Consider the following 13,806-nt stretch of genomic DNA (forward strand, 5'->3'; position numbering starts at 1 on the left):
GGAGACGGACGGCCGGGGGCGGGGGAGACGGGCGGCCTTTCGGCCGGCCGGCCCGCCTCCCCGGTACGCACGTGCGGTGATGCAGAGGGCACCGCGGTGTTCCCCGCTGTGTCATGAGGCGGTGCCCGACCGCCTGGGCGGCGGACGGCCGGTGCTGTCAGCAGTCCCCGACGTAGTGGGCGTAGTCGATGTCGTCGGTGCTGCCGAGGGCGGTCTCACCCTCTCCGACGCATTGGTAGCGTTCGGTGGTGGTCCAGTCCAGATCGATCTCGATGATGACGCGATTGGAACCGCAGTGGCCGTAGTAGGCGGTGTTCCCCGCCTCGTAGTAGCCGCATGCCATGGCGGAGACGTCTCCCGCGGGCGCGGCCTGGGCGGTCGAGGTGAGCGCCGTGCCGGCGAGGGCCGCGGCGCTGAAGACGGCCGCGGCGATACGCAGCGGACGGCTGACTTTCTTACCCATGTGACTCCTTGACGACTGGTCCAGCGGAACGATGTGCCGCCGGTGACGCTCTTCTCCTGTGGCGGGCGCGCCGGTCCGGAGGCCGGGGCACGGGGTGACGGAGGACCACGTGCGACATGCGACGTGCCCGGGAGGCCGTGCCTGTTGCCGTGGGGCGGGGACATCGGGAGGACATCGCCCGTTGTCCGCCGGTTCTTCCAGCGTTTCGGGCGACATCAGAAGGATGCAGGAGGGCGCCATGGTTGTCAGCGGGTTCGATCATGGAAAATCCTCGCCATGCGATAAGGAGGACGTTATGGCGCCAGGCAGGGCGGACGCTGCGAGGGTCGCGGGCGACGCGGAACCCAGCGTTCACCAGTTACGGCTGTTTCTGACGCTGGGCGAGGAGCTTCACTTCGGCCGCGCCGCGGCACGTGTGTTCATCTCCCAGTCCGCTCTGAGCCAGCAGATCCGGGACCTGGAGAGGCGGCTTCAGGTACAGCTCTTCCGCCGTTCCAGCCGCACGGTCGAACTCACCGCGGCCGGAGAGGCACTGCTGCCCGAGGCCCGGAAAGCCGTCGCGGGCATCGACCGGCTCCGCCGTGTCGCCGGTGCGCAGTCCCGCCAGCTCTCCGCCCGGCTCACGGTCGGGACCATCGGGGCCGAGGCCGCCATGCCGCACACGCGGGCCGTCCTGCGGGTTCTCAAGGACCGCCACCCCGCAACGGAGATCAAGGTGGTCACCCTCAACTTCGTCGACCACATGGATGCGCTCTTCCGTCAGGAGGCCGACGTGGTCTTTCTGCGCCCGCCCGTTCCCGACGGCATCGAGACCCATCAACTGGCCTCCGAACCACGCGTCGCCTGCCTGTCCGCCGACGACCCCCTGGCGGCCCTGCCGCAGATCGCGCTGGAGCAGCTGGCCGACCGTGCGGTGGTCGGCATGCCGGAGCGATTACCGCGGGTATGGCGGGACTTCTGGGCGGCGGACCCCCGCCCCGACGGCAGCCCCGTGAAGTACGGGCCGGTCGTCCCCGACATGGAGGCGCTGCTGCACACCGTGGCTGCCGGGGAGGCCATGTGCTTCCTGCCCGCCGCCGCCCGGGACTTCTTCCCCCGCCCCGGGGTCCGGTACGTGGATGTCGCCGGACTGGTGCCGTCCGTCTCGTCGTTGGCCTGGCTCGCCGCCCGCCGCAACGCCCCCACGATCACCGCGGCCCGCCACGCCGCCCGCACATACTCCCAACGCCCTGGCCCCTGACCCGCCGCCGCACGCTGCCGGTGCTCCTGGCCCGGACCCGGACGGCGCGTCATGAATTGGAGCGTCGGCCACGAACGGTCTGACCCAAAGGTCGCCCCGCAAGCGAGGTAGGCGACTCAGGCATACTGACGCTCATTGCCGGCACTGGCCGGCTCTTGGACAGGAGCTTGAGTGCCTGAGCTGCGCTGTGAAGCGGTTCGCTGGGTCAATGCCGAGCCGTTTCCCGGCCTCGTCGAGGTTCAGTTCGTTGACGCTGCGGAACGTCACGGTGGCGTGTGTGATCAAGAACCACGACGAGGTCCTGGCCGGCGACGAGGTCGTAACGGTCTCCACCTCGCCGGACGGGGTCACGACGCCGGACGGGCGGGACACTAGGCGATGCCCAGCACGGCCTGGTGAACACCGTTGCCCTTGAGGCGGCAATCTTCAGCTCTTTGAGTCGACTGTACGTAATTGACTGTTCTTCGTCATTGATTGGCTGGTTGCTGCGCTATTACGCGCGGTTCCTCAACAAATCCTCAGTAAGCACGAGTTGTTGTTGTCACCCGCAATGCCCGAACCGTAATTTCTCGATGACTGATCGTCTATCGAAGAAGGCGGTTCACAGGGTGACTGATGTGCCGGTGGTCGAGCCAGCGTCCCCGCCGCGGCCAGAGCGGCGTGTCCCCGACGTAGCGACGCGTGCGTACGACCCGGCGTCGGGAGGACTACACCCGCGGCGTAAAGAACACCGTCACCGACCTGTGGCTAAGCTGAGGTCTCGCAACCGTTCCGCGGCGGCGGCCTGGATACTGCTCCTGCTGACCACCGCCTGCACGTCCTCGCAGGACACGGCTGCAGAAGAACACGAGCCCCGTTCAACGACAGCGGTGGCTTCCCAGCAGCCGATCCCATCAGGGACGCGGAAAGTCAGTCCGGTGATGCCGCCACCGCTGGACACAGACCTCGGCGAGATCCGCGCCGGGCAATCCACCGTCACCAGTGGCAGTGGGAGCCTGCGGTACGTAAGCGGGCGAGTTGGCAAGCCCTTGATCGTAGGGGTGAGTTGTTCGGGCGGAGCCAAGCTCACCGTTCGGCTTCCTGTGATGAAGGTGTCATTCGTCGTGGAGTGTTCCGCGGCGGAGCCCTCTGTCACGTACAACCAGTTCGCACTCAGGACCGCCGACAGGGCTGGCACCGTTTCTGTGAAGGCACCCCCAACCGTGACGTGGGCTGTGACCGTCGGCAGGGGCGAACCTGTCCCAGAGGACACGGCAAACTGAGACGCGACAGCTCTCGCCTGGTCCCCTGCGGGAAGGGTTCGAGGAGGGGCACAGAGTTTGCGGGGTCACGCATCCCCAGCCGGCTCGCGTTGTGATGGCGGGTGGTGTCTTCGTCGGGCTGAAAAAGTGGGTGATCAGCGGCACACGGTTCGCGCCTCCAGTGGTCGGAGCGGACGTCATCGCACATCCAAGCTCCACGATCACCAACATTTGTGCCGGCCTGGTCAGCCACTGAGGCGGTGTGCCAGGTGGATCAGATCTGCCAGGTGCAGCACGCGCCCGTCGAATCCCGGGAGGGGAACGTGGAGCGGCTGTGTCCAGCGGGCGGGGATGGCGTCCAGCCCGTAGTACGCCCCCGCGAGGCCTCCGGTGACGGCCGCGACGGTGTCCGTGTCACCGCCGAGGTCGATGGCCGCGCGTAGTGCGTCTTCGAAACTCGTCGTGGTGCGCAGAGCCCAGACGGCGGATCCGAGGCAGGGCCAGACTGCACCGTTGAACTCTGTTGCCTGATCGGGATGCCAGTCGGTCCCGAGGACTGTGGCGTAGCGGCCGCGGTGTTCGGGGTGGACAAGAGCCAGGATGCCCGGGAGTTCGGCGAGCGGGTCGGTGCCCTCCAAGGTGCGGCGAACGAGTTCGTGGAAGATCGCGGTGCCTTCCCAGGCCGCGCGGTCGCCGTGGGTGAGAGCAGCGATGTGGCGGGCCGCGTCCATCGTGGCCGTTTGGCCGGCCGCCGCGAAATGGACCGCGGAGGTCGATGCCCGCATCAAGGAGCCGTTCCCTGCTGCTCGTTGGTTGACCTGGAAATGGACCTTGGCGGCGAGGTCCCAGGGCATGCCGCTGGTCAGGACATCCTCGGTCTGCAATCCGATGTCCTTCGGTTCTGATGCTGCCCATCGCTGGAATCGGGCGAAGACGTCCGGCAGATCCAGTCCGCCCCGCTCCAGCAGGGACTCCGCGACCAGGACGGCCATCTGCGTGTCGTCAGTGGCCTCGCCGGGATCCCAGCCACCGCCTCCGCTCATTTCGTCTCCGGCACCAGGGGTGGGAAACCGCGCGGAGAACGCCCCTTGGGCACCGAACTCGAAGGGCCCGCCCAGGGCGTCACCCACCGCCGAGCCGACGACCACGCCGGCGGCCCGCTGCATGCGCGTCATTCCCGCAGGCTACCTTTGCCGAACCGAAGGGCTCCGTCCCCCTACCAGCCCCGATCGTGTCGTGGGCAACAAGGCGGCGCGACCAGGTCGCCAACCCGGCCCCCGGAGTCTGACGCCGAGGTGCATCAAGGCAGAAGGCAGCTTTCAGGCCGTCCGCCCCGCCTGTGGAACCAGGCCGAGACCGCGGTAGCAACGGCCGAAAGGCCGCCTGCCGACTCGGTATCCGTCGTGTTCGACGGATACCTGAGCCCCGGATGGACGGCCGCCCCGCGGGGCCCTGCCTTCAAGGGCCGGTCCCCGCTGGGGGCCACCTCATCCGATCAGGCTCCCGTCGCGCCGGCCAACTTCCTGGCGACGGCCTACCACCACGGCGTGCACACGGCGTCGGTGGCTTCTGCGGGGCTGTACAGGATCGCGCAGACCTGGAAGGCCCGGCTCGACGAGCTACTGGTCGGGTAGGCCGGGGTCGTGATCCTGGTGCCGGCCGACCTCACCTCGAAGGGGCCGCATGTGATGGACGACGCGTGGTTGTTGTTGGTGACATACATCCAGACGCTGGCCCTGACGCCGGGCCCCCAGTCGCCGGCTCCTCCTGTGCTCAGGACGCCCCAGCCCATCTGTCTGCCACCCACGTTGCCCGCCTGCATCGCCCACGAGGCGACGGCGTGGGGATTGCTGATCACCAGTGCTCCCGCCCCTGCCACACCCTGGCCGCTGAGACTGTCGGGGATGTCGGTGAAACCGTTGGCGCCCCCTGTGCAGTCGGACGGCGCCGCCTGAGCCGCGCCGGAAGAACCGGCCAAGAGCCCCGCCCCGAGTACGAACGCGGTCGTTCCCACGCTGAGGATCCGGCGCATACCGTGCATGTCTACTCCCTGGTCGAAATGCTGACGGCTCCCGCAGTTGGGCCCTTTGCCTCCATGCACAGCTGCCGAAGCCTTCGTCATGCCGTCACGACGGTGTGGGACGACTCTCTGTATGAGTGCGCGGGCGGGGCACGCTTTTCACGGCATTTGACGAGCAAGGAGATGCACTCTGAGAGCACAGTTCCGTGTCCGCCTGGAGGGCGAGGACTACGTCGTGCGCTTGGCGTCGTGGCAGGCGGCGGCCATCAGCTCTGTCGACCGGACCCGCGGAGGTCGAGAGGCGCCACTTCTCGGAGGAGCCGTTCCATCACGCCGTGGGCATCCTCCGTGAGGACGTCGACGCCCTGGCCCTGCACCTCGCGCTTGCGCTGGCTGAGGCCACGCGCGCATGGCGGTGCCCGCAGTCCGATCTCACCGCAGGTGCGCCGCCGATCTTCCCTTCCCCTCCATGTTCAGCGAACGCGGCTCGGCGATAGGCGGCCGACCCCGGGTAACGGCTGTTACCATGCTGCCATGAGGAAGACACAGCTCGGTGCGCGCGTGGACGAGGACGTGGCGGAGCTCGCGAAGAAGCGAGCCGCTGACCTGGGTCTGAGCATCGGGGACTACCTGGCCAGGCTGGTGCAGGACGATGCGAGCGGGTTGCGTGCCCGATCCGTGGAGGCGGCGGCCCGTTTCCTGGCCGAGCACCAAGCGATCTTCGACGAGGCAGAAGAAACCCAGCAAGCGACCGGGGGAGCGCGCGCCGCCTGATGGAACTGCACATCGACGTTCCCTGGATCCTGCAGGTGGCAGAGGCCGCCGGCGCCGACGATCCAGCCCCGGACGACTACGGTGTCCCCATCTCGGCAGTCGCCCGCCACCGGGCGGAGCTGTTCGGCGAGCCGGTCTACGACGGGGCCTACGTGAGGGCTGCCGCGCTGGTGCACACGTTGGGCCGGTGCCGATGGCTGGAGCGCTCCAACATGGCTGTCGCGGCAGCTACCGGCGTGATGTACCTCGATGCCGCCGGGATCGCCGTCAAGCCCGCCCGTGAGGATGCCGTCGCCCTCAAGGACCTCCTCCTGAGCCCCGCCTGTACTGCGGCCAAGATCGCCGCTCTGCTACGGACCTGGCCCACTGCTACTTGAGGCCCTGCACGTCTCTGGTCAATGCCGTATCCCGCTGTGAGGCGGGCCATATGAGCGGGGCGACTTCCTGAATCGGAGGCCAATCGCTGACATTGGGCTCAGGTGGCGGCCTCATCAAACGTCGGCGTCACGGCCCGCACCAGCCGGTCCGCATACTCCCGTTCGGCGTCCCGGAGTTGCGGATACTCGGTGACGAAGTGGTTCCACTCCACATAGCCCACCGCCTCCGTCACGTCCTCGAGGAGAATTTTCTCGCGGTACGGATAAGGCCACTCGCCCGACAGCCGGAACACCTCGTGCAGCAACTCGTAGCGCAGCGCGTGCCGTTCCGCCAGCAGCACTGCGTCGTACAGGTCCTTGCCCTGGGCGTGCATGTCGTTGATCAGCCACATCAGCTTCCAGGCCAGGGACACTTCAGGCGTGGCCGCCTGCACGACCGTGCCACCCGGCAGCTCGGTCGGCTCCGGCGCCTCAGCGAGGCGCTCGTTGAAGACGAAGTCGAGCTGGACGTGGCCGCCCGGCAGCCCGGGCGAGCCCCACGGCAGCACCATCCGGCGACCCGGCACCCGGTCGTAGGTCCAGATGTCCTCGACCACCGCCCCCCGCGCCGAGATCCCGACCTCGCGTCCGCGCGCTTCGGCCAGCGCCTGCGCCGCGTCGGCGATTCCGCGCAACATCAAGTCCGTGCGGCCGTCGTCGATTCGCCAGGTATGGGGAACGACGACGAAGTCGAGGTCACCAGGCTCGCGGGCGGCATCCGGGAACCACACGGACATCAGCACGCTGCCGCGCAGCATCAGCGCGTCGACCCACTGCGACGCGGCGATCGCGTCCAGCACGAGGTGCAGGGCCTGGCGCCGGGCTGCCCGCCACGCCTCGCCGCGCGCCGGATCGCCGAACCGCGGGTCGGTCGCGCGATAGGCGTTCTGGTGATGCTTCAGCGACGGGTCGAAGACGGGACGCTGGACCACGTCGTCCCCCGGCACCCACTGCAGCGTCCTCGGCAGGTCCGCCGCCCTGCGGGTGGCTTCGTCCAACGGCTCCCGGGGCAGCTGGGTGCTTCGCCGGCTGAACCCGTCCCACGCTGTGCCACTCATGTTCGTACCCCCACGGGCTCCTCGATCCAGCCGTCGTCCACGGACAGGTCACTGTCGTGCAGAACGAACTCCCGCTCCACATCCAGCACGGTCAAACCGCCCAACTCCGTCAACAGCCGGTCCAGGGCCAGCCCCGCGCCGTCGGTGGTCACCCCGCGGCAGCGCTGCGTCACGAACCGCTCGTGCCGAGCCCCGGCCCGCACACGCCGGGCGTTCCACGACAGGTGGGCGCCATGCGGCACCACACGCGCGGCGAGCGTGGCCAGGTCCGTGTCCGCGTCCAGCAGCAGCTTCACGTGGTGCTCGAAGTAGCGCTCGTCCCCCTCGACGAGCCGCGCCGGCACCTCGGGAGCGCATGGTGTGGACTCGGTCTTCACCCGTACCGGCTCGAAGCCGTCCCCCCGGAGCCTCGCTACCACGTCCTGCACACGCGCGGCCTGCTCGGCGTACGACGAGGAGCCGGACAGAGTGAGCATGGGCTGCTCGCGCATCCGGCCGCGAGCCAGCACGATGTGGGTCAGCTTCAGCCCGCCGACGGCCGCCCACCGGTCCAACCGCGCCTGCTCGTCGCGGTCAGCACAGCGGATCGTCACATGCGATTCGTACAGGGAGACGGGCACTCACGGATCCTGCCAGACCAACGCCGTACGCGGCATCCGTGTTTTCCCACGACACGGCCTGCTCGGAGACCGTCAGAGGCTGAAGGGTGTCAAGCCTCGTCGAAGGCATCCGCATCACCAGTGATCCGTTCGAACGCCTCGCTGGCCGCATAGTTCACGTCCTCGCAGAACAGCACCTCGGAACGGTCCCTGACGTGCGCGGCCTTGACCACATCTGGGTGCCCGGCGAGGGCATCGGGGTCAGCGGCCACGTGCTCGTACCACTGGCGACCCAAGGCGATCACCCCCGCACGGAAGTCCATGAAGCTGTCGTCGGAGCACCCGCCCCCGATGAGGTAGGCAGCCGCCCACACGTCCCAGCGGTAGAGGGCGTCGTGCAACTCATCGAAGCGTCCGGCGTATTCGAGGATCTCCTGCCGTGGTCTTTCCGCGAGCTGTTGGAGAACCTTCCTCTGTTGTGACGAGGCGCTGTGATGGACCCGCCTGGTCCATCACAGCGCCCAGAGGAGGCCCGGCATCCGGTCAGCGGCCGGCGAGCAGCTCGAGCGTGTCGATCACGCGGTTCGAGAAGCCCCACTCGTTGTCGTACCAGGCGACCACCTTCACGTGCCGCCCGTCGACGCGGGTGAGGGCCGAGTCGAAGATCGAAGAGGCGGGGTTGCCCGTGATGTCGGAGGACACGAGCGGGTCCTCGGAGTATTCGAGGACGCCGACGAGCGGCCCGTCCGCCGCGGCGCGGTACGCCGCCAGCACGTCGTCGCGCGTCACGTCCCGGGCGACGGTCGTGTTGAGCTCGACGATCGAGCCCACCGGCACCGGCACGCGGATCGAGTCGCCCGACAGCTTGCCGTCGAGGTTCGGCAACACCAGGCCGATCGCCTTGGCGGCGCCGGTGGTGGTCGGCACGATGTTGACACCGGCGGCCCGGGCGCGACGGGCGTCGCGGTGCGGACCGTCCTGCAGGTTCTGCTCCTGCGTGTAGGCGTGCACCGTCGTCATGAACCCGTGCTCGATACCGGCGAGGTCGTCCAGCACCTTGGCCAGCGGCGCGAGCGCGTTGGTGGTGCAGGAGGCGTTCGAGACGATCGTGTGGACGGCCGGGTCGTAGGCGTCCGAGTTGACCCCGAAGGCGAGCGTGACGTCGGCGCCGTCCGACGGCGCGCTGACGAGCACCTTGCGTGCGCCCGCGTCGAGGTGGGCCTGGGCGGCCTTGGCCGAGGTGAAGCGGCCGGTGGCTTCCAGAACGATGTCGACTCCGAGTTCGGCCCACGGCAGCTGGGCCGGTTCGCGCTCGGCCAGCACGGTGATCCGACGGCCGTCGACCACGAGCGCGTCCCCGTCGACGGTCACCGGGCGCCCGAGCCGGCCGGCCGTGCTGTCGTAGGCGAGCAGCCGCGCGAGTGTGGCGGGCTCCGTCAGGTCGTTGACGGCGGCGATCTCGAGGGAGCTGTCACGCTCCAGCAGAGCGCGCAGCACATTGCGTCCGATGCGGCCGAATCCGTTGATGGCGATGCGAGTCATAAGTGATGTCCCTTCCCTTCCCGACCAGGCTCGCCCGCGCCTGCCGCCGCCGACAGTGGCCGGATCGCCACGGTTCAAAAGGATCCCGCCACCCGGTGGCAGCCGGCCTACTCGCCCCGGGTGAAGGTGCGCCGGTACTCGCTCGGCGTGGTGCCGAGGATGCGCTGGAAATGCAGGCGCAGGTTGGCGCCGGTGCCGAGCCCGACGTCAGCGGCGATCTGCTCGACGCTGCGCTGCGAACGTTCGAGCAGTTCCCGGGACAGGTCGATGCGGGCGCGCATCACCCATTGCATCGGCGTGTAGCCGGTCTCCTCGACGAAGCGACGGGAGAACGTGCGCGGCGACACCCCCGCCTGCCGCGCCAGAAGGTCGAGGGTGAGGGGCTCGCCGAGGCGGTGCAGCGCCCACTCGCGGGTGGCGGCGTACCGCTCACCGAGCGGCTCGGGAACGCTGCGTGGCACGTACTGGGCCTGGCCGCCGCTGCGGTACGGGGCTGCCACGAGACGCCGGGCAGCGTGGTTGGACGCGGCCACGCCGAGGTCGCCGCGCAGGATGTGCAGGCACAGGTCGATGCCGGAGGCGGCGCCGGCCGAGGTGAGCACGCTGCCCTCGTCGACGAACAGCACGTTCTCGTCCACCTGGACGAGCGGATACCTGGTGGCGAGTGCCCGCGTGTAGTGCCAGTGCGTCGTGGCGCGCCTGCCGTCGAGCAGACCCGTGGCGGCGAGCGCGAAGGCACCGGTGGAGATGGCGGCGAGCCGCGCGCCCCGGTCGTGGGCGGTGATCAGCGCGTCGACGACGGCCTGCGGCGGGTCGTCGCGGTCCGGGAACCGGTACCCGGGGACGAAGACGATGTCGGCCCACGCAAGCGCGTCGAGGCCGTGGGCGACGGAGTACGCCAGACCGTCGCCGCCGGTCACGAGACCGGGTGCCGCCCCGCACACCCGCACCTCGTACGGCATGCTCGCCCGGGTCGTGAAGACCTGCGCGGGAATTCCGACGTCGAGCGGCTTCGCCCCTTCGAGGACAAGGACGGCTACGCGATGGAGGCGGGGTGCGGGCACAGCAAGAGGTTACGTCCGGCGTGCCTTCACTACGCGCAGCCCACGGACCCACCGGACGACACACCGACCGGACGACGGACGCCTTCAGCTGATCCGAACGGAAACACGCCCTCAAGGGGGCGGCGTCGGCCCGACGTCCGCCACGAGCGGGACGCACGTCCGCGCAGGAGCCGGCCATTCCCAACCCGCCACGCGGCGTTTGGAATACCGTGGTGGCGCACGTCCTGCCGACACGTTCGGCGGCGGCCGACAAGGCTGAGAAGCGGTGGGGGTAGGCCAGAATGGCGAGACGAGAACGAGCCTTACCCGGGCATCCCGTGCGCGAACAGAAGCCTCCCGGCACCCGCCCGAACGGCCCGCCGCGGGCGTTGTCCGTGGCCGCTGTGTGCGGCAGCTTGCTCTTGGTCACCCTCGTCACCGTGGTGGCCCCCGCTACCTCCTCGACTGGGACGGCCCGGCGACGCCCGCATCCGATCGCGCCAAAATGATCAACGACATCCGCGCCACGCTGCTGCAGGGCCTGGCCGGTGTCGCGCTGCTGGTTGGCGCCTTCTTCAGCTGGCGGCAGTTGCAGATCGGCCGGCGGGGCCAGATCACGCAGCGTTTCACGGCAGCGGTCGAGCAGTTGGGGAGTTCCAGCCCCGAGGTGCGCCTGGGAGCGGTCTTCGCTCTCGAACACATCGCCCACGACTCGCCGGACGACCGCGTGACGATCGCGGAGGTGCTGTGTGCCTTTCTCAAGCGCACCGGGACCTCCGATCCGTTCCGCGCGCGGCCCGTGGCGCGCGATGAGGCTCACAAAGGTGCACTGGCCCGCACCTACGGTGGCGAGGGGCCCATGTCCGTACGGTCCGTCGACCGTCAGGCAGCGCTGACCGTGCTCGGCCGTCGGGCGAAGGCTCCGTACCACCACCAACTAGGACTGGACTGGGCCGACCTCCGGCAGGTGCGACTGCCCTTCGCCGGTCTCGCCGATGCGGACCTGCACTACAGCGACCTCGCCATCGCGGGTCTGCGGGGCGCCGATCTACGGCGTGCAGACCTGACCGGCACCTGGCTGGCGGGTGCGAACCTCATCGACGCCGACCTCCACCAAGCCGACCTGAGGTCCGCGATCCTGTGGCATGCCCGGCTCGACGGAGCCGACCTGGCGGCCACCGACCTCACCGGTGCCGACCTGACGGGCGCGGTGCTGAGAGGTGCACGGCTTGATCAGGCCGACCTGCGCGGCACGGACCTCACCGGCACCGACCCCACGACGTGCAGTTTGACCGGAGCGGTGGCCGATACCACCACGGTGTGGCCCTCGGGCTTCGACACCGCGGCCGCCGGGGTGGTCACGGCTGCGGAAGACGCACCACCGCTGCGCCCGCAATCCGTACAGGATCTGCCGCGGTGAGGTGAACGGGCGCCTTAGCCGCTCGTATCCAGGACGTGATCGCCGGCAACGCTCAGTCATTTGTATAGGTATTTACTCCTGGGCTCTCCGCCAGTGTGCTTGAACTTACAAGTGTTGGGGTGCCGGTCCGCATCCCGCCGGCCGTCCGGCAGCCGGGGTGACTCCCCAGTGGTTGCCACCAGGGCGAAAAGGGCTTCTCCTGCGCCGGGATACGGCGACCAGCGTCCGTGCTGCTGGCGGGAGCCCGCGTAAATCGACCACTCGCGACAGCTGTCCCACCGGCAAAAGCGCAGTTGAGGGGCGACGTGCGCCGCTGTCGGACGAATGTAGGATTCCGACATGTCTGCGAATAGTCCGCAAGATATATCAAAGCGAACGTTCGACGTGATTTTTGTCGGAGCCGGGCACAATGCCCTCGTCGCGGCGGTGCACCTCGCCAAGGCCGGACGCAGCGTGGCACTGCTGGAGCGTGCAGCTGTACCCGGAGGTTTCGTGCGTACCGAGGAATTGACCTTGCCTGGTTTCCTGCACGACACCTACGCCGCAGTGCACCCCATCCTGGTCGGCGGACCCGTCTGGGCGGAACTGGGGGACGAGCTGGCAGAGTTCGGCCTGCGATATCTGCAGGGCGAGGTGTCCAGCGGAGCCTCCCTGCCCGACGGCCGCAGCATGGTCGTCTCCACTGATCCAAGTGAACTCGCGGCAGAACTGGACCGTTTGGGAGAACGGGAAGCCTGGACCGGGCTCCTGGCGGATCTGGCTCCGACCTTCGATTCGATCATGCCTCTGTTCGGTATGGACCTCACTTCTACCGAAGCGGCTACGGCGCTGCGCGAGCTGGACGACGGACGTGCCACAAATGCACTGCCCTTCAAGGAGCTTGTGACAGGCAGCGCGTGGGACCTGATCACCGACCGCTTCCACACGGAGGAGACGCACTCGGCGTTCCTTCCATGGTCCTTGCACGCGGGAGTGGGCCCGCACGATGCCAGTGGGGCGCTGTGGTCCGCTGTGTTCGTCGCCATGCTGCCTGCGGGGATGCCGGCGGCCGAGGGAGGCAGCGGACGCTTGACCACTGCGCTCACCTCGCTCGTGGAACGGCATGGCGCGGTGGTGGTGACTGATGCAGAGGTGGACGAGATCCTGGTCGCCGAGGGGCGTGGCACCGGAGTACGCACTCAGGACGGGGCTGTGTACACGGCGACCGAGGCTGTCGTGGCGACCACAAGCCCACCTCAGCTCTACGGCCGCCTGCTGCGGGGCGCCGCCGACATCCCGGTGGGGGTGCGCAGCCAAGCGGCGCGCTACAAGTACCGGCGCGGCTGCTTCCAGATCAACCTGGCCCTGTCAGCCAGGCCGCACTTCCACGATCGCCGCCTTGACCGAGGGGGTGCCATCAATCTCGGTCGAGGTGTGGCAGAACTGGTCAGGTCCGTGCGCCAAGCTGACGACGGTCTGTTGCCCGAGCACCCTTCCATCTCCTGGCACGAACCCACCGCGATCGACCCCGGCAGGGCTCCTGCCGGCGCAGCCGTGGCGCGCCTGCAAGTCCTGGACGTGCCGCTGCACCCGGTCGGGGACGCGGTCGGCACCATCACCGCCGACGGCGACTGGAATACCGCCGTGGCCGAACGCTTCGCCGACCGCGTGATCGCGGAGGCCTCCCAGCACCTGCCCGGCCTGGAGGAACTGATCCTGGCCCGCCACCTGGTCAGTCCAAAGGACCTGGCGGCAGCGAACCCCAACGCGGGTCCAGGCGACAGCAACGCCGGGCACATGGCGCTGTCCCAGGGGCTCACTCAGCGCCCCCTGGCGGCCCACGGCGGTGGGTACGCCACCGCCGTACCGGGCGTCTATCTGATCGGAGCGTCCGCCTGGCCGGGACCGGGCGTGAGCGGCGCGTCGGGCCGAACCGTGGCCAACCTGATCCTCGCTGCCGACGGTCGTCGCTGACCGGGAATTCCGCCCAGCTGTTGACCTGATCGCGAAG

The 13,806-nt window shown here is 68.9% G+C and carries 12 protein-coding genes and 1 pseudogene; 5 read left to right on the top strand and 8 right to left on the bottom strand.

Annotation, left to right across the window (positions count from 1 at the left end):
- Nucleotides 1–157: 157 nt before the first annotated feature.
- Nucleotides 158–463: a DUF6355 family natural product biosynthesis protein gene (locus ACIP2X_RS06475; RefSeq protein WP_401668260.1), complete on the bottom strand. Its 306-nt coding sequence runs from the start codon at nt 461–463 to the stop codon at nt 158–160.
- A gap of 295 nt (nt 464–758) precedes the next feature.
- On the opposite strand from ACIP2X_RS06475, the gene ACIP2X_RS06480 reads away from it, so the two are divergent.
- Entirely contained in the window at nt 759–1,703 is a 945-nt protein-coding gene (locus tag ACIP2X_RS06480; protein WP_401668262.1) for a LysR family transcriptional regulator, read from the top strand.
- A gap of 1,486 nt (nt 1,704–3,189) precedes the next feature.
- Here the strand turns inward: ACIP2X_RS06480 and ACIP2X_RS06485 are convergent.
- Both ACIP2X_RS06485 and ACIP2X_RS06490 read right to left on the bottom strand, forming a co-directional pair.
- Nucleotides 3,190–4,119: an ADP-ribosylglycohydrolase family protein gene (locus ACIP2X_RS06485; protein WP_401668264.1), complete on the bottom strand. Its 930-nt coding sequence runs from the start codon at nt 4,117–4,119 to the stop codon at nt 3,190–3,192.
- A gap of 359 nt (nt 4,120–4,478) precedes the next feature.
- Entirely contained in the window at nt 4,479–4,985 is a 507-nt protein-coding gene (locus ACIP2X_RS06490; RefSeq protein ID WP_401668267.1) for a hypothetical protein, read from the bottom strand.
- A 513-nt stretch (nt 4,986–5,498) separates the two neighbouring features.
- Here ACIP2X_RS06490 and ACIP2X_RS06495 point away from each other — a divergent pair.
- Entirely contained in the window at nt 5,499–5,738 is a 240-nt protein-coding gene (locus ACIP2X_RS06495; RefSeq protein WP_401668270.1) for a hypothetical protein, read from the top strand.
- Nucleotides 5,738–6,115 (top strand): fic family toxin-antitoxin system, toxin component, encoded by a 378-nt coding sequence (locus tag ACIP2X_RS06500; RefSeq protein ID WP_401668272.1) that lies wholly within the window; start codon nt 5,738–5,740, stop codon nt 6,113–6,115. The genes ACIP2X_RS06495 and ACIP2X_RS06500 overlap by 1 nt, the downstream gene beginning before the upstream one ends.
- A gap of 98 nt (nt 6,116–6,213) precedes the next feature.
- On the opposite strand, the gene ACIP2X_RS06505 is transcribed toward ACIP2X_RS06500, so the two are convergent.
- The 5 genes and pseudogenes from ACIP2X_RS06505 to ACIP2X_RS06525 form a co-directional block, all read right to left on the bottom strand.
- A complete protein-coding gene (locus ACIP2X_RS06505) occupies nt 6,214–7,212 on the bottom strand; it encodes a nucleotidyl transferase AbiEii/AbiGii toxin family protein (protein ID WP_401668274.1) in 999 nt (332 codons plus the stop codon).
- On the bottom strand, nt 7,209–7,832 hold the full coding sequence (locus ACIP2X_RS06510) for a hypothetical protein (protein WP_401668276.1): 624 nt from the start codon (nt 7,830–7,832) through the stop codon (nt 7,209–7,211). Before ACIP2X_RS06510 ends, ACIP2X_RS06505 begins: the two co-directional genes overlap by 4 nt.
- Before the next feature lie 89 nt (nt 7,833–7,921).
- Nucleotides 7,922–8,290, bottom strand: a pseudogene (locus ACIP2X_RS06515) (DUF4240 domain-containing protein); the annotation flags it as partial.
- 64 nt (nt 8,291–8,354) lie between these two features.
- Nucleotides 8,355–9,353, bottom strand: coding sequence for a type I glyceraldehyde-3-phosphate dehydrogenase (gene gap, locus ACIP2X_RS06520; protein ID WP_401668278.1), 999 nt, complete (start codon nt 9,351–9,353; stop codon nt 8,355–8,357).
- A 107-nt stretch (nt 9,354–9,460) separates the two neighbouring features.
- Nucleotides 9,461–10,417 carry a GlxA family transcriptional regulator gene (locus ACIP2X_RS06525; protein ID WP_401668281.1) on the bottom strand — a complete coding sequence of 319 codons (957 nt, stop codon included), beginning with the start codon at nt 10,415–10,417 and terminating at the stop codon, nt 9,461–9,463.
- Nucleotides 10,418–10,901: 484 nt separating this feature from the next.
- On the opposite strand from ACIP2X_RS06525, the gene ACIP2X_RS06530 reads away from it, so the two are divergent.
- Together ACIP2X_RS06530 and ACIP2X_RS06535 are read left to right on the top strand one after the other, a co-directional pair.
- Entirely contained in the window at nt 10,902–11,816 is a 915-nt protein-coding gene (locus ACIP2X_RS06530) for a pentapeptide repeat-containing protein (RefSeq protein WP_401668283.1), read from the top strand.
- 339 nt (nt 11,817–12,155) lie between these two features.
- Entirely contained in the window at nt 12,156–13,769 is a 1,614-nt protein-coding gene (locus tag ACIP2X_RS06535) for a phytoene desaturase family protein (protein WP_401668285.1), read from the top strand.
- The last annotated feature ends 37 nt before the right edge of the window (nt 13,770–13,806 follow it).

Origin of the sequence: Streptomyces sp. NPDC089424 (assembly GCF_044749345.1) — a bacterium.
In the GTDB taxonomy this organism is placed as follows: domain Bacteria; phylum Actinomycetota; class Actinomycetes; order Streptomycetales; family Streptomycetaceae; genus Streptomyces.

Bases quoted from the DNA above. Each gene is read 5' to 3' on its own strand.
- ACIP2X_RS06505 (WP_401668274.1), bottom strand. From the start codon at position 7,212: ATGAGTGGCACAGCGTGGGACGGGTTCAGCCGGCGAAGCACCCAGCTG.
- ACIP2X_RS06495 (WP_401668270.1), top strand. From the start codon at position 5,499: ATGAGGAAGACACAGCTCGGTGCGCGCGTGGACGAGGACGTGGCGGAG.
- ACIP2X_RS06485 (WP_401668264.1), bottom strand. From the start codon at position 4,119: ATGACGCGCATGCAGCGGGCCGCCGGCGTGGTCGTCGGCTCGGCGGTG.
- ACIP2X_RS06530 (WP_401668283.1), top strand. From the start codon at position 10,902: ATGATCAACGACATCCGCGCCACGCTGCTGCAGGGCCTGGCCGGTGTC.
- ACIP2X_RS06500 (WP_401668272.1), top strand. From the start codon at position 5,738: ATGGAACTGCACATCGACGTTCCCTGGATCCTGCAGGTGGCAGAGGCC.
- ACIP2X_RS06535 (WP_401668285.1), top strand. From the start codon at position 12,156: ATGTCTGCGAATAGTCCGCAAGATATATCAAAGCGAACGTTCGACGTG.
- gap (WP_401668278.1), bottom strand. From the start codon at position 9,353: ATGACTCGCATCGCCATCAACGGATTCGGCCGCATCGGACGCAATGTG.
- ACIP2X_RS06490 (WP_401668267.1), bottom strand. From the start codon at position 4,985: ATGCACGGTATGCGCCGGATCCTCAGCGTGGGAACGACCGCGTTCGTA.
- ACIP2X_RS06480 (WP_401668262.1), top strand. From the start codon at position 759: ATGGCGCCAGGCAGGGCGGACGCTGCGAGGGTCGCGGGCGACGCGGAA.
- ACIP2X_RS06475 (WP_401668260.1), bottom strand. From the start codon at position 463: ATGGGTAAGAAAGTCAGCCGTCCGCTGCGTATCGCCGCGGCCGTCTTC.